The organism is Mesorhizobium sp. WSM4817 (genome assembly GCF_055811135.1).
Genome location: NZ_JBVVQQ010000002.1, coordinates 308,802 through 323,726 on the forward strand (window position 1 = coordinate 308,802; position 14,925 = coordinate 323,726).

The 14,925-nt window shown below is 61.8% G+C and carries 18 protein-coding genes; 10 read left to right on the top strand and 8 right to left on the bottom strand.

Annotated elements, in window-relative coordinates; all coding sequences use genetic code 11:
* Positions 1-222 precede the first annotated feature (222 nt).
* Entirely contained in the window at positions 223-2,769 is a 2,547-nt protein-coding gene (locus tag AC0L2K_RS04110) for an NAD-dependent epimerase/dehydratase family protein (protein WP_473530690.1), read from the top strand.
* 103 nt (positions 2,770-2,872) lie between these two features.
* Here AC0L2K_RS04110 and AC0L2K_RS04115 read toward each other — a convergent pair whose 3' ends face one another.
* Complete coding sequence (locus AC0L2K_RS04115; protein WP_023799494.1) at positions 2,873-3,127, bottom strand: DUF982 domain-containing protein; 255 nt, start codon at positions 3,125-3,127, stop codon at positions 2,873-2,875.
* Between the two features lie 113 nt (positions 3,128-3,240).
* On the opposite strand from AC0L2K_RS04115, the gene AC0L2K_RS04120 reads away from it, so the two are divergent.
* From AC0L2K_RS04120 to AC0L2K_RS04155, 8 genes are all read left to right on the top strand, one after another.
* A complete protein-coding gene (locus tag AC0L2K_RS04120) occupies positions 3,241-3,765 on the top strand; it encodes a metallophosphoesterase family protein (RefSeq protein WP_473530691.1) in 525 nt (174 codons plus the stop codon).
* Between the two features lie 501 nt (positions 3,766-4,266).
* Positions 4,267-5,376: a DUF3182 family protein gene (locus AC0L2K_RS04125; RefSeq protein ID WP_287237160.1), complete on the top strand. Its 1,110-nt coding sequence runs from the start codon at positions 4,267-4,269 to the stop codon at positions 5,374-5,376.
* 55 nt (positions 5,377-5,431) lie between these two features.
* Entirely contained in the window at positions 5,432-5,836 is a 405-nt protein-coding gene (locus AC0L2K_RS04130) for a SpoIIAA family protein (RefSeq protein ID WP_287175505.1), read from the top strand.
* A 20-nt stretch (positions 5,837-5,856) separates the two neighbouring features.
* Positions 5,857-6,078 (top strand): hypothetical protein, encoded by a 222-nt coding sequence (locus tag AC0L2K_RS04135; RefSeq protein WP_023799490.1) that lies wholly within the window; start codon positions 5,857-5,859, stop codon positions 6,076-6,078.
* Between the two features lie 118 nt (positions 6,079-6,196).
* On the top strand, positions 6,197-6,370 hold the full coding sequence (locus tag AC0L2K_RS04140) for a hypothetical protein (RefSeq protein WP_245268652.1): 174 nt from the start codon (positions 6,197-6,199) through the stop codon (positions 6,368-6,370).
* Positions 6,371-6,558: 188 nt separating this feature from the next.
* Entirely contained in the window at positions 6,559-7,086 is a 528-nt protein-coding gene (locus AC0L2K_RS04145; RefSeq protein ID WP_023799488.1) for a YciE/YciF ferroxidase family protein, read from the top strand.
* 275 nt (positions 7,087-7,361) lie between these two features.
* On the top strand, positions 7,362-7,913 hold the full coding sequence (locus AC0L2K_RS04150) for a hypothetical protein (protein ID WP_245277670.1): 552 nt from the start codon (positions 7,362-7,364) through the stop codon (positions 7,911-7,913).
* A gap of 143 nt (positions 7,914-8,056) precedes the next feature.
* Complete coding sequence (locus AC0L2K_RS04155) at positions 8,057-8,620, top strand: sigma-70 family RNA polymerase sigma factor (protein ID WP_128245339.1); 564 nt, start codon at positions 8,057-8,059, stop codon at positions 8,618-8,620.
* Here the strand turns inward: AC0L2K_RS04155 and AC0L2K_RS04160 are convergent, their stop codons facing one another.
* Positions 8,621-8,803, bottom strand: coding sequence for a hypothetical protein (locus tag AC0L2K_RS04160; protein WP_023801247.1), 183 nt, complete (start codon positions 8,801-8,803; stop codon positions 8,621-8,623).
* A gap of 271 nt (positions 8,804-9,074) precedes the next feature.
* On the opposite strand from AC0L2K_RS04160, the gene AC0L2K_RS04165 reads away from it, so the two are divergent.
* Entirely contained in the window at positions 9,075-9,290 is a 216-nt protein-coding gene (locus AC0L2K_RS04165) for a hypothetical protein (RefSeq protein WP_027153519.1), read from the top strand.
* A 74-nt stretch (positions 9,291-9,364) separates the two neighbouring features.
* On the opposite strand, the gene AC0L2K_RS04170 is transcribed toward AC0L2K_RS04165, so the two are convergent.
* The 6 genes from AC0L2K_RS04170 to AC0L2K_RS04195 are packed head-to-tail and all read right to left on the bottom strand — an operon-like array spanning position 9,365 to position 14,923.
* Positions 9,365-10,360 carry a class I SAM-dependent DNA methyltransferase gene (locus AC0L2K_RS04170; RefSeq protein ID WP_473530692.1) on the bottom strand — a complete coding sequence of 332 codons (996 nt, stop codon included), beginning with the start codon at positions 10,358-10,360 and terminating at the stop codon, positions 9,365-9,367.
* Positions 10,318-11,307, bottom strand: a complete 990-nt coding sequence (locus AC0L2K_RS04175) for a GNAT family N-acetyltransferase (protein WP_128245342.1) — start codon at positions 11,305-11,307, stop codon at positions 10,318-10,320. Before AC0L2K_RS04175 ends, AC0L2K_RS04170 begins: the two co-directional genes overlap by 43 nt.
* 9 nt (positions 11,308-11,316) lie before the next feature.
* Positions 11,317-12,381 (bottom strand): glycosyltransferase, encoded by a 1,065-nt coding sequence (locus AC0L2K_RS04180; RefSeq protein ID WP_473530693.1) that lies wholly within the window; start codon positions 12,379-12,381, stop codon positions 11,317-11,319.
* Complete coding sequence (locus AC0L2K_RS04185; RefSeq protein WP_287237164.1) at positions 12,378-13,229, bottom strand: PIG-L deacetylase family protein; 852 nt, start codon at positions 13,227-13,229, stop codon at positions 12,378-12,380. Before AC0L2K_RS04185 ends, AC0L2K_RS04180 begins: the two co-directional genes overlap by 4 nt.
* 7 nt (positions 13,230-13,236) lie before the next feature.
* Positions 13,237-14,169: a glycoside hydrolase 5 family protein gene (locus tag AC0L2K_RS04190; protein ID WP_128245345.1), complete on the bottom strand. Its 933-nt coding sequence runs from the start codon at positions 14,167-14,169 to the stop codon at positions 13,237-13,239.
* Complete coding sequence (locus AC0L2K_RS04195; RefSeq protein ID WP_027153515.1) at positions 14,162-14,923, bottom strand: TIGR04290 family methyltransferase; 762 nt, start codon at positions 14,921-14,923, stop codon at positions 14,162-14,164. The genes AC0L2K_RS04190 and AC0L2K_RS04195 overlap by 8 nt, the downstream gene beginning before the upstream one ends.
* Between the last annotated feature and the right edge of the window lie 2 nt (positions 14,924-14,925).

Sequence of the window (14,925 nt, forward strand, 5' to 3'; positions counted from 1 at the left end):
GGATAGCAACAATTTTCCCGACCTGACGCGGAAACATTTCCGCCATGCCGGTGTTACTCACTGAGTGGGGCGCGAGGCGCTTCCTTCTTTGAGGCAATGATGAGCTTCGACAAGACATTGCAGATCGCCCACATCCGGCTGAAAGGAACTGCGGCTAACCGTGATCCGGACCGGCAGGTTGCCGGGCTGAAGTCCAGACGGCTTGGCGAACAGGCCTGAGCTGTGGCGAGTAACGACACGACCCTTCCGACGGTTCTTGTCACCGGCAGCAGCGGCTTCCTGGGGCAGGCGATCGCGCGAGGCTTGATTGACCGCTACCGCGTCATCGGCCTCGACGTCGCAAAACCCAAGTATGCCCCTGCCGGCATGGAGACGATCGAGATCGATCTCACCTCCGATGAGGGCGTGAGCAGGGCTGTGCAGGTGGCATGGCAGCGCAGCGGCGGCCGCATCGCTTCGGTCGTCCATCTTGCCGCCTATTATGACACGACCGGCGAGGACAACCCGAAATATGACGCCGTCACCGTGCAGGGCACGCGTCGGCTGCTGAAGGCGCTGACGGCGGTCGAGACTGATCAGTTCGTGTTTTCCAGCACGCTTCTCGTCCATGCGCCAAGCCCGGAGAAGGGCGCGAAAATCAATGAGGACTCGCCGCTTGACCCGGCCTGGGCCTACCCAAGATCGAAAGCCGAAACCGAGGCGCTGATTTCGAGGGAGCGCGGCCAGATCAAGACGGTGACCCTGCGGCTCGCCGGCGTCTATGACGAAGACTGCCGGGCGGCCTTTATTGCCCAGCAGATCTCCCGCATCTTCGAGCGCTTGCCGACCGCGTATCTGTTCGCCGGCGATATCACCGCCGGCCAGCCCTATCTGCACAAGGACGATCTCGTCGACGCGGTGGTGCGCACCGTCGACCGGCGTGCCGAACTTCCGGCCGAGACCGTGCTTCTGATCGGCGAAGAAGACACACCGTCATACGAGGAGATGCAGAAGCGCATCGGCCGGCTTATCCATGGCGAGGACTGGCGCACCCTGGCGCTGTCGAAGCAGCTGACGAAGCTGGGCGCCTGGGTGCAGACGGAGGTGCTCGACCAGGACACCGACATCAAACCGTGGATGATCGAGAACTCGGACGATCATTACGAGATCGACATTTCGCGGGCCAAAACCCTGCTGGGCTGGGCGCCCAGACACAATCTGCTGGACACTCTGCCGGAGATGATCCGCCGGCTGAAGCAGGACCCCACGGACTGGTATGCGGCCAACAAGCTCGATCCGCCCGTTGTCGCGGCTTCGGACCCCGAGATCGAGCAGGCCGAAAGGCGCCTCAAGGGACCGCTCGAGCGAAGCAAGGAAGACGTCGAAGCGGCGACAAAACGGCATCGGTCGAGGACGCTCTGGGCGCCGATGACCAACGCTGCGCTTGGGCTGTGGCTGGTCACCTCGCCAATGACAATTGGCCTGTTCGATCCCGTCACAGCCGCAATGCCACCCGCTCTGGGGCACGCTGTCGCGGAGCCGCAATTGCGCAACGCAGGCCTCGGCGTCAGCGAGATCGTTTCCGGCCTGCTGGTGACGGCCTTTGCGTTGATGGGCATGTCCCGACGCCGGCGCTGGGTGCAGTGGATCACGGCGTCGCTCGGAGTTTGGGTGATGCTGGCGCCATTGCTGTTTTGGACGACCAGCGCCGCCGCCTATGCCATCGACACGCTCGTCGGCATGCTGATCGTCGCCTTTGCGGTAATGATCCCGCCGACCCCTGGCATCAGCCGCCGCGCGCTGGCGGCCGACGACGACATTCCGCTGGGCTGGACCTATTCGCCATCGACCTTCACGCAGCGGATTCCGATCGTGGCGCTAGCCTTCGTCGGCCTGTTCGTCTCGCGCTATCTCGCCGCCTTCCAGATGGGCCACGCGGATGGGCTGTGGGATCCGTTCTTCGGCCCCGGTGGCGCGCCGGTGCGCAACGGCAGCGAGGCGGTGGTGACGTCATGGGTCTCGAAGGGTTTTCTAATCGCCGATGCCGGGCTCGGCGCCTTCGCCTATTGCCTCGATATCCTCGCCGGCGCGATCGGCGACCGACGGCGCTGGCGCACCATGCCGTGGATGGTGCTCCTGTTCGGCCTACTGATCGTTCCGCTTGGCGTGGTCAGTGTGTCCTTCATCATCATCCAGCCACCGCTGATTGGCGCGCTGTGCACGCTCTGCATTCTCCAGGCCGCCGTCACGGTGGTGCTGATCCCTTACTCCGTCGACGAGGTGCTGGCGACCATCCAGTATCTCTGGGGCGCGACGAGGGCAGGCGAGCCGTTCTGGCGTACCTTCTGGATGGGCGGACCGGCGCTGTCTGAGAACCAGACGCCTGGGGCCGACCTCGACCGTCCGGTTTTCGAGGTGCTGAAGGAATTTGTCACCGGCGGTGTCAACTTCCCGTGGACGCTGGTAGCAAGCACGCTGCTCGGCGCCTTGCTGATGACGACGCCATTGCTCTTCGGCACGCAGCCACCGCTTTACTTCAGCGATCACGTCGTCGGCTGTCTCATTATCATGGTCGCAGTCACGGCCATGGCCGAAGTGGTCCGGCCGCTGCGCTTCCTCAATGTCGTGCTTGGCGCATGGATCGCGGTGTCCCCCTTCGTGCTTGCCGGCGGTGAAACCCTGGCGATGGTGGCGGACGTTGCGATCGGTCTGGCGCTGATCGTGCTCAGCCTGCCGCGCGGTACGCGCAGCGACCAGCATTATGGCGGTTGGGATCGAGCGATTGTCTGACCGACTCGACCTCAGCGCCTGGCAAGGCGAAGCGCGCGTGACGATCTGCAGGAGCAGGTCAAGGAAGAGATCGAATGGCCTGACAAGGCTCTGCCTGACGGGGCTAGATTTGTTCGCCGAGCAGGATCCTCGCGTCCTTGGCCGCGACGATGAACGCCTGGCGCGCGACCCTTGGCGGCTTATCGCCGCGGATAACAGCAAGGCAGGCTGCGATTGCAGCCAGTCGCGTCTTGGACGCTGGCGTCGGCCAGTCCTTCAGCAGAACTTCAGCCGCATCGGAGACAGACAAGACAACCCTGTCACGATCGATCCGACCGGGTTGAACGACAATTGGCTTTCTGAAACGTCTCGTGCGCACGACACTCTCCAAAGCGAGGAGTATGTTAGCCGCGTCTGATCTTGTTGGCCACCTCAAATGTTAATTGCGGGAAGGCGAGGTTCGGACAACGTCCGCAAAGGCTGTGAACGACCATGATCTATTTCACGGCCGACACACATTTCAGCGATCCCCGCATTCTGCGCATCGATCGCCGCCCGTTCGGTTCGCTGGCCGAACACGATCGAGCGCTGATTTCGCTCTGGAACGAAACCGTCAGCCCGGATGACCAGATCTGGCATCTCGGCGACTTTGCCAGGGGATCGGCCGAATTCGTTGCATCGCTGCTGTCGTCTCTTCATGGCGAGAAGCATCTGACTATCGGCAACAACGATGGCGCGGCGACCATAGAGGCTGCGGGTTGGGCCAGCACACAGCATTACAAGGAACTGACGATAGACGGCAGATTGCTGATCCTTTGCCACTATCCTTTTCGCACCTGGAATCAGATCGGCAAGAAATCGATCAATCTGCATGGCCATTCCCACGGCAGGCTGAGCCCTGTCACACGCCAGTACGACGCCGGCGTCGACAGCTGGGGTTTCCGCCCGGTCACCCTTTCCGCCATCCTTGCAAGCCGACGGCGGCGAACGGTCAGCCGGGATATTCAACGCGAATGATTAAAACGCGGGTCATCCGGCTGTTGCCGTTCCAGTGGCAATCAGCCGAAGAATGCAGCGGCTCAGAATAAAAGCGCTCCGATCCTTCGCGCCCCCTCTGTCCTGCCGGACATCTCCCCCACGAGGGGGGAGATTGGCCTTCATCACTGATTTCGCCAACCACCAACCGTGCAAAAAAGGGACGCTGTCCGCGAAGCTGCCGATCTCCCCCCGTGTGGGGGAGATGTCCGGCAGGACAGAGGGGGGCGCTGTCCCTCGGCGATCAAAGGTCCTGCACCGCAGCGCGCTCCAAGGTACGGCATGGATCCCACGTTCGAAAAAGACGCAGCAGGCGGCGAGCCTGCCAATCCGGGCTGAACGTTCTGCCATCTGCTGCGTTCTCCCGGGGCAGGGCGCGTAGCGACCGCAAACATCGGCGCCCAATGGCCATGACGAGGAAGCACCGGAACGAGCGAGATGACCGAGCACAGAGGCACTCAGCCAAGCCAGCCAAAAGGCACCGTGATCGCATTCTCCGCGCCGGGCTGCGAGCCTCTCTACGCTCACGAGCGGGAAGCCATAGCTGCCGTCGCCCGCACCATTGCCACGCTCAAGGGGTTTGCCTTCCGGCAGGGTCTAGGCAACAGCAGCGGCAATGGCGGGCGCTTGTACTTCGTGCCGGACGACAGTTTGCTTGCCAGCGATGCGGCGCGGCTGGGTATCAACGGGCCGCAAGACCTCTTCGGCGGCGTGGTGCCTTGGCGATTCGCGACGACCAAGGCGATAACCCACCAACTGGTCGACGACCTGGCCGAGCGACCGAAAGAATGGTCAACCGGCTTCGGCAGAACTGTCGCCGCCGCAGTATTGCCTGGCTACACCGTGTTTTCGCGGCACGATGCGCTGCGAGCAGCGCAACGCCTGCTGAGGCATGGGATGGCCCGGCTCAAGCCACCGCTTGCCTCGCGAGGCCAGGACCAGCACATCGTTCGCACGGTCGCTGACGTCGAGAGACTGCTTGAGCGATACCGCTCCCCCGACTTGGACGAGTACGGTCTGGTACTCGAAGCTGACCTTCGTGACGTCGTCACTTTGAGTGTTGGCAGAACCGAGATCGACGAAATCATGGTCGCCTACTACGGCACTCAAACGACGACGACCGATAATGCGGGACAATCCGTTTATGGCGGGTCGGACCTCATTGTCGTGCGCGGCGGATGGGAAGCTCTCGAAGACCTTCAGCTTCCCCGCGCACTGGCTTCGGCAATTGCGCAGGCGAGAGCCTATGACGCGGCGATGGCTGAGTATCCTGGATTTTTCGCCTCGCGGCGCAACTACGATATCGGCCAGGGTGTCGATTCGTCGGGTATCTGGCGATCCGGTGTGCTCGAGGCCAGCTGGCGCATTGGCGGCAGCAGCACGGCCGAGCTTGCGGCAATAAAGATCATGAAGCAGGACCCGGACATCCAACTGGTGCGTGCGTCCGCGGTCAAGACGTTCGGCAATACCAGCCGGTTGCCTGACAACGCCGACGTTCACTTTCAGGGAGAAGACCCCGATGAGGGTCCGATCACGCGCTACACCGTCGTGACGAATGCGACCCGGGAGCCGCCAAGGAAAGCGGCGGGTTAGTGTCTAAAAACGCTTGGGACCAGGGAACATCCGTCGGCGGCTTGAGTTGTTCGGCATGATCCCGAAAACCAATCCGAAGGAGGAAAAAGTAATCGAGGTTATTTCTGCTCCTGAGAATGTCGCCGCATTTCGCGTTGCCGGTACCGTGACCGCGGAGGACTACGACAAGATCATCCCGACCATCGAAGTGAAACTGAGGGAACATGAAGAGATCGGCATCCTGGCCGACCTTACCGATCTGGAGGACATGACGGGCGACGCGTTGCGCCGCGATCTGCAGTACGGCTTGAGCAAACTTGGCGAACTCCACCGCTTCCAGCGTGCCGCAGTGGTGTCCGAAAAACAGTGGATCAAGGCAGCTACCGAAATGACGGGCGCACTGTTCCCGCAGATCGAGGCGCGGGTGTTCCCGGCGGACGAAAAGACCCAGGCTCTGGAGTGGGTAGCACGCGTTCAATAGCGGTATCGAGGGGAGCGGCCATGCCAACCATCTACAACAAACGACAGAATTCGGACGGCCTGTGGGAAGTCTATGACGACGAGAGCGAGGAAGCCGTCGTGGTTGACGGCATGCCGCTTTCCGGCCTCGATGAACTCGAAGCCAATGAGGCCATTCGAAAACTCAAGCGGGGTGAGGTGACTTCCGACAACATTCCGCCGACTGCCCAGTCTGGCTGGCCTCCGACCAAAGACGGCATATAATCAATGCAAGCGTCCTGCCCCGGCGCGAGTAGGTTGCAGGAGCCACGTTTCCAGTGCATTCTTGCTGTCGTCGATGACCACACAGTATCTTAACCACCAGTTGGAATGCCCTTATTGCTTGACGATAAGGCTGAGGATTCCGGCCGACGCCGGTCCTGACGACCGGATCTTTTGCGACGACTGTGGCGAATTCCTCGGGACCTGGGACGATCTGCTTACCGATTTTGAGAGGCAGGGCGGCCAGGATGGAGTGTTCCGTCTCGACAAGGGCCGTATCAAGCGGATCGATTGAGCCGATTGCTGGCGAAGCCATTTGCTCGCACCGCCGTCTCGCCAGCGTAAGCCTTGCAGCACCTGCGCGGCCTGAGGCGAAAAATTTCCAGCGGCTCGAATCATCAGGGAACTTGTTGCCGGCCGGCGGGGTTATCGGTCGCCTTCCCAGTTAGGGAGGCTAGCTCCAAACCTCAGCGGGAGACGACCATGGCAACTGCGAAAAAAGCTGCGAAAGCGACAACCAAGGGCCTTGAGGACCTGTTCCTCGACGGGCTGAAAGATCTTTACTACGCCGAAAAGAAAATACTGAGGGCGCTGCCGAAAATGGCCAAAAGCGCGGAGTCGGAAAAAGTGACTGCTGCCTTCGAAAAACATCGCATGGAGACGGAAGTTCACGTCGACCGGCTCGAGGAGGTGTTCGAGAAATTTGGCAAGGCGGCACGCGGCAAGACCTGCCCGGCGATCGACGGCATCATTGAAGAAGGCTCCGAGATCCTCGAAGACTATGACGGTGCTCCTGCGCTCGATGCCGGACTGGTCGCAGCGGCGCAAGCCGTCGAACATTACGAGATCGCCCGGTACGGCACTCTTGTCGCCTGGGCGGAACAGATGGGAAAGGCCGATGTCGCCGCCCTTCTCAAGGCAACGCTCAAGGAAGAGGTCGCGACAGACGAAGCGCTGACCGGGTTGGGCGAGGGTGGTGTCAACCAACGTGCCCTCCAAGCCGCCGCCTGATTCCTGGTGGTGACAGGCTTGCGGAGCCCAGGCGAAGATCGCCAGGCTCCGCTCGCAAGATGCAGGTAGTGCCTTGCCGTCCGGGATTCTTGAACCGGCGTGGCCGACTGCCATTGCCAGGCTTGAATTAGCTTGAGCCGGAATCTTCAAGAAGACCAATGGGTTAAAAGACATTACGCAAATGTCAGGTGAGAGAGCCCGCTATCGTTGGCGTTGGCGTTCGGCATGGCGTTGAGTGGCCGAGCGACCCGTTTAGCGAGCCCGGTCGCGGGTGATTGGAACATCTGCCGACCAACGCCGTTGATATGCTCGGCAGGCGAAAGGGGCTGCATATGTCAAAACTTCAGGCGGTGACTCCAGAGCATCTGCAGCGGCTCAAGCTCGAGGCGTCTGCTTATTTTGGTCCGAAAGTGCTCCACGAAGCATTGTTGCGTCTTTGCCAGGCTTGCGGACGCGATAGCCTTGACCGGTTCGAGAAGACCATGGTCGATAAGATCGAGGCAATGCGCGATGAGAAGGCCGATTTCGAGACAATGAAGGAATTTGCCATCGAACAGCTTTACGCCTGCGTTCGCGAGGTCAGTAGTTCGCCTGACATGAAACAGCCGCTGGAGGGAGCAGAAGCCCGAAGGACGCCTGGTCGGTCGGAAGAGCCGAAGACCCTGGAAGACCAGTTGCAGGCCGGGCTCGAGGATTCTTTTCCCGCGAGCGACCCGCCGGCGGTGGTGTCCACAGCGATATCCGGCGGGGCGAAAAAGCTGGTCGGGACTGACGAAGTCCTGAAAAAGCAGCGGGAAGAGGCGGCCAAGAACAACGACCGGTCATAGACGGCCGCCCGCCCAATCCGAGATTTTCCAGAACCTTATTTCGATGTCCGGAACGATCCAAACCTTCATGCATTTAGCTAGGGTCTGCGTTCATCAACTCTTTCTTGCTGGGAGCTGGACCATTGTCCTCCAGGGGCTACCCCTTGGCCAACCAGGAAACGGATGACGTTTCCATCGTTGACCTGATACCTGCCTTGCGAGCCTTCGCCCGCACCTTCTGCCGGGTTCCCGACGATGCCGACGACCTGGTCCAGGAGACATTGACCAAAGGGCTCGCCAACATCGACAAGTTCGAGCCCGGAACGCGTATGAAGTCATGGCTCTTCACCATCATGCGCAATAGCTATTATACGCGCATCAAGGCCGCCGACAGGGAAAAGCCGGGCCTGCTTGACTGCGCCTCCGCAATCCCGATTACGGAAGCGACGCAGGAGTGGTCCGTTCAGAGCAAGGAAGTCGCCAACGCGGTCCAGAGGTTGCCGGAGCATCAGCGCGAGGTCCTGATGCTGATCGGGGTCCTTGGCGTCAGCTATGAAGAAACTGCCGAAATATGCGGTTGCGCGGTTGGAACGGTAAAAAGCCGCCTTAACCGAGCGCGTGCCAGCGTGCTGGAATACCTCGGCGAAAGTTCCTTGCAGACATTGGTGGAACGACGCAATCACCTGTCAGCAGCACAGGGAAACTTCGCAGTCGACAGGCGCCGATAGCTAGTCCTGTTTCTTTGCTTTGCATCGACGCTTCTCGACAAGCGCATTCTGCAATTGAACCGCAAGGTCGGTCAGCTGGTCGGGGACCTTTTCCTGCTCGATAGCAGTCAGCAGAGATGCAATCTTCCGGTCTATTGCCAGCCGGAGTTTCGGGCTGATGCTATCGTCGCTCGAGCGAGACATAGTGTTCTCTTAACGAATCAGTCCCTTCACCAGTGTGGTGACGGCAATCAGAGTTTGCAAGGATTCGCGCGTCCTCACAGTCAGCGCCGTCCCTTGCACAGCCCGTCCCTTGCACAGCATTGTGTATCGAAGCTGCTGGTCTCGTCGGGGAAGCCTATGCTTTCCCCTCGGGTCCTCCCGGCGCTGTTGCCGGGTGCGCTCGACATTTCGACTCTCGTGACCTCGACTGGCCACTGGTCATGATTGGCGTTTGCGGTTGCAGCAGTCAGTCTTGGGAGAGACGATCTGCGGCGTGATACTGATCGGAGTTGATCCGATTGCCATCGAGCCGGCGTTGCTCGGTGTGCTGCTTCCCAGGCTCTGCTGGACAAAGCAAAGCCGCGTTTCCTTGACCTTGTCCTTGGCCAAATCGGTCATCGCGCCGGCCGCCGGAGCCTTTATCTTGACGGCAGAGGTGATGTCTATCTTGCCGCCGGATGCCTTCTAGTCCTCCTTCGGATTGTCGGCACTCACAGGTGCCCTGTCTGTGTGGTGCGCCTGTCTCTTTGACGCCCTCGTCTCTTAGACGCCCGAACAATCATTGCGCCGTAATGTTCCCTCGGATGCCACAAGAAGAAAGGCATTGCCGTCCCACAGCCGGAACGGCTTCGCGCCGTCAGCCACGACCTGCATGCCATGGGCTTCGGCGAGGCGGTGAACATCGGCACGATCCAGCGCCGTCGATCCGCGATAGGAGTAATTCAGAAGTGCTGCCACGCCTGACGGTTTCAGAACACGCGCAATTTCCTCGAAATACCGCTCCGCCAGGCCAGCCAGCACCAGGTAGGGGAAGCTGTCGACAGCCAGCACGCAATCGAAGCTTGCGTTGGTAAAATCGGCGAGATCGAGACCAAAGGTCGGCCGCAGATCCACATTGCGCAGCCCGGCACATCGCCGACGAGCGACCGAAATCATCTCCAGGGATATGTCGATGCCGACGATCCGGTGCGCGGCATCCGAGAGTGCGCTTTCGAAGCGGCCGATGCCACAACCAATGTCCAGTATGTCCTGGTCGGGGCCGCTGAAGCCTTGCCGCTGCAACCATGCGACGATCTCGTCGGTGGCGGCGGTGAGTTTCTCCTCGTCTCCCAGCGAAGACAGTTGAACGCTCGCCGCCTGGGAAATCGTCGCCGCGGCATCAAAGCCGGCGGCCAGCCGCCTGACGACCGCGGCGTCAGTTTCCCATTCATCGCGTTCGTGGCGGACGGCGGCACCTGTTTGGCGCAGCGTGGTGAAGATGTCAGGCCTGTGACGAAGCAGATCGGCGATCCGCTCCAGTCTGTCGCGTTTTCGCAGGTCGGCTGAACGCATCTCCAGCGCCACATCGGCCAATTCTGCGGCATCGACCCCGGTCTCGAAGCGCAGCGCCAGTCTGGCAATGATGGCGTCGACGCAGGCGCCGTCGGCCAGGCACTCCTCGATCAGCATTTTTGCGGTCGATGCCGCCTGGGGCGATGGCTTTCGTCCGGTGGCGCTCATCGAGCCATGCTCCGCGTCCAGACCTTTCGCATTGTCCATTGGTCGACGGCCCCCCAGCCATACTTGTAGCTCTCCTGGCCGCGCAGAAAATCGAACTCCCGCGCCCCTTCACGAGCCGCTTCGGCAATCGCGTGACCGATCAGGATTGCGCCGGGACTTTCCTCGGCATAGGCCGGATCAAAACCGCCAAGGTAGGCGTAGGCGCGGTGGCGATGATGAAATCCGTAATAGGCGCCGACGACCGCATCGTCGATGGCAACAAGCCAGCATCGGACAAGACCCTGTGCGGCAAGCATGGGAAGCGCCTGCCGATGGAATTCTTCTGCAGCCGGATCGGCCAGGACGCCGTCGCCGCGCCCGGCCCAACGCGCGCCGTGAAGGCGGATCAGGTGATCGAAAAACGCTTTGAAATCGGCCTGCGCCGGTATGATGGAGACGCAGCCGCGCCGGCGTGCGGCATTGTGCGCGCGGCGCAACTGTCGTCTTCGCCGCGCCGGAATGCAGACCGCGAGCGCATCGTCGCCAGCGATCGGCAGCACGGGACAAGCGGCGTGGTCGACGAGTTGATCCGCCTCCAGCGCAGGGTGCGCGATGGTGAGACCGGCAGCACCGGCCGGCAGGTCCGGTAAGATCCATTGCGACCAATTGATCGCCAGAACCCGGTCGGCGATGACGGCGGCGACAGCCGCTTCGATGCCGGGGCAACACAGGACATCCAGGTAGTCGCTCAACGAAATCCCAACCGGAAGCAGTCTCGACCCGCAAGTTGCGTGTTCCAGGTAAAGCGGTGCCAATCCCACCAGATCGTCGCCTCGCCAGACGGCGATCGTCGCCAGCTCTCCGGGCGCGAATGCGCGCCACCACGGCACCAGCCAGGCGGGGCTTTGGAACGGCGTCGCTGTCCGGCTGTGCGCCCACAGCTCCCGCCAGCGCGGCGCCAGCGCCTCAAAGGCGGCCGGATCGTCGATGATCTCGGAGCGGAGCATGAAAGCCGCTCACCGCACCGCCGCCAGGCGCCTGCGGCCGGCACCAAGCCCTGCCAGCGCCTGGTAGGCGTCCATGTAAGACGAAATCATTTGGTCGAGCGAAAAGCGCCGCCGCGCCTCGGCCCGGCATGTCTCGGCATTCAGGCCGGAGGCTGCGACGATGGCCTCCGCCATCTCATGGATGTCGTTGACCAGAAAGCCCGTCTTGCCGTGTTCGACCACATCCGGCAGCGCACCGTTTGGAAAGGCGACGACCGGCGTGCCGCAGGCGAGAGCCTCCATCGCGACAAGCGAGCTGGTTTCCGCGGCAAGGCTGGGAATGACCAGGCAGCGGGCGGCGTTGAGAAAGTGCCGCTTCGCGACGAAGCCGAGCGGACCGAGGAAGCGGCGGCGCTGGTCGAGGCGCGGCTGGACTTCGTCACGAAAGTACAGCGTGTGCGTTTCGTAAGGGTAGACCTTGCCGCCGATGATCAGCCGCACGCCAGCCTGTTTGGCCGCGTCCAGTGCCAGGTGGATGCCCTTTTCCGGGCAAATGCGGCTGAGCACCAGCGCGAAGTTGCGCTTGAACTGCCGACCGCTCAGCGCAGCGATATCCACGCCGTTTGGAATGGGTGCCAGCAGCCTGGCACCCGGCGGCGCGGTCCTCTGTTGGGCCATCGAGACGGCGTGAAGCCATAGATCGTCGCGGACCGTGCGCAAGGCATCGGCGGGATACCAGTCGAGCGGCAGGTGCAGGCTTACCAGGGTCGGGCCATCATCAGGCAGATAGGCATCAAAATCGATGCCGTGCAGATGAACCACGTCGATCGGCCAACGGGCGCGTGCGACTTCTATCGCGGTGCGGTGAGAGCACTGTGCCCGTTTCTTCGCCGCATCGTCGAGCACACCTGGTTCAGCAGGCGTCTCGATGAGCACGCCCGCCGCTTTCGAGCCCTGGCAACCGATCACGATGGAAGCGTGTCCCGCGCGCACGAGTGCCTGGTCGAGCATCGACAGCACCTGCTCGGCACCGCCAACCGCATCCGGGCCGACTGGCGCGAGAGGGTAGGCGACGTTCAGGACGGTGAGGGTCATGGCCGGTCGAGCCCAAGCTCCTCATGCGCAGCGGCCGCGGCGTGAAGCCAAACCGCCGGCTCGAAGCCGAGCGGCAGCGCCTCGTAATAAAGCCTGCCGCTGTTCGGCAGCGCCAGGAAATCATAGGCAGGCGCCACCCGGAAACGTTCGATGCGCGCCGTGAACGGCGCCAGCGTCCGTTGCTGTGTCCGGTGGCAGGCCAGCATGCACTGCTTCCGTTCGAAAGCCGCTTCCGTAAGGTGCAATTCGATGCGCTCGCTGCCGGAATGACTGTTGAAATCCTGAAGGACCGCACCCTCAGGCCCGGCCGAATAGAACGCCATTTCGATGATGGCCGGTGCCTGGCGTCCGTCGCGGCGCAGCAAATGGCAGGCCGCATGGACGGCAAAGGCGGTCGCGTCATGATCGGGGTGACCACCTTCATAAGGATGCGTGCAGACGAAGCTGACATCGCGCTCGGCCAAAAGGCCGGTCAGTTCCCGTGCGAGCGAGCCAAGATTTCCGGCGGCCTGCTTGTCGGGATAACCGAGGCTGATCAGGGCCGTCGATGGCAATCCCGCTGCCGCCAGCACCGCCTCCAACTCCCGATGGCGGGCCTCGGCATAGTCCTGCCACGTCTCGAAGCCGTATGCTCGCGCGTCTTCAAGGTCTCGCGGCGCGCCATCGGTGACATGAACGACGCGAGATCCGCGCAAGCCGGCAAGATGCCCGCCGATGCCGATGGTTTCGTCGTCCGGATGCGCGACAACGATCATGATCTCAGCACCGTCTGAGCGGTGCGGAGCAGCACCTAGCAACAAGGCCGCGAATTCGGCAAGCGGTCCGGACCTGTCAGCTGCGTGTTGCATAACACACTCATGCTGCCGAAGCCCGCACCGCTCTGACCGGCGAGGCAGCGATGGCGGGAGCATAGCGGCGGGTCATCGTCGCGCAAAACTCCGCAAATTCCTCCGGCACCAGCGGCGGACTGGTGTGATGCGGCATCACTCCGCGGTGCTCCGGCGTGAAGCAGAAGGTGATGGTCACGTCGAAATCGGCAAGTGCTTCCATCTGCCGGTCGTACCAATCCAGCGCATTCGGCCTGAAACTGTCGGCCCAGGAAAGCCCGGTGCGCAGATTGGTGACGCCCAGCCGTTTCATCCAGGCGACGGCGTCGTCCAGCCGGGGATCTTCAAAGTGGAACCATTGCACCAGCCCCATCCCGGGTAAGTAACGCAGGAATTCTTCGAGCGCGGGTTTGGGCGTGCCATCTTCGCGGAGCAGGCCCATGTAGAAGTGGCGATAGTAGGAAGAGCCTTCGGCCTCGCGATGACGCGTCGTTGCCCCCCATTCGCGCGGAAGATCGTAGAGGCTGTACCATTGCACGCGCGAGGCATTGCCGAGCAGCAGTTCGGCGCTCCGACGCAAACCCCAGAGCTGCACCTCCTCCGCCCCGAAGCTCGACACGCCAACTTCGCTGACCCATACGGGAAGATCGGTAACGGTCGAAATCTCGCCGATCTTCTGCGGCCATTCCTGAATCTGCCAGAGATTCCAGTCGAGTGGGAAACCATGCACACCGACGGCATCGACATGATCGAGCACCCCGTATTGCTTCATGAGCGCCATGAAATCGGCATCGATCGGCGAAATGCCGCCCAGTATCCTGGTCACGGCCGGGTTTGCCGATGCGATCGCATCGGCGGCCAGTATTGCCATGTTGGCGAAGCGGCTCCAGTCGGGGTCGAGTTCGGGATCCCAATGGGATTTGTTGTTCGGCTCGTTCCAGATCATCGCGGCTTCAATCATGAAGTGGTCCTTTCGACGGGTAGACGGCGCCGCCGCAGGCCGGCTCACCGGCGGCGCGGCAGAAATAAACCTCTTGCTCCGGGTGCAGCACGATCTCGAAGCCGGCGCTGCGCAGCATCGCCTCTGTGCAGGCGCGATTGGGAATCCACCAGTTGGTCGGGTCGTCGGCATAGCGATGCTCGACGAAATGCAGCTTCGGAAACTCCGGCCGGTCGAACAGATCGTGGGTCCAGAAAGGATAATTCTCATCGAGTGCAGGCAGTTCGATGCTGCCGCGCTGCATGGACTGGAAGATCATCAGGTCGCCGGCAACGTGCTCCCGGATCAGATCGAGAGCGAGCAGCGGGTGGCGCAGGTGATAAAGCACGCCCATGAACAGGACGATGTCGAATTTCTCCCGCAGGGCGCCAACGTCGTAGACCGAAAGCTGCTGGAATTCGATGTCGCAGTCAGCGATTTCGGCGGCGAAGCGCGCCTGCGCCAGATAGGCTTCATCGAAGTCGATGCCGAGGACGCGGCCGGCGCCGCGTCGCTTCATTTCGATCGAGTAGAAGCCGGCGTTGCAGCCTATGTCGAGCACGGCCTTGCCGGACAGATCGGCAGGAATGGCGTCGGCGAACTTGCGCCATTTGATCAGCGGATAATTGCCGAGGAAATGGTCGGGGGCGGTTTCGACGCCCGCCAGTTCCATGTTGTGGAACCACGGGCCAAGGGCATCGATGCGGCGGCGGATTTCGGCGTTCGAATGCAGCATGG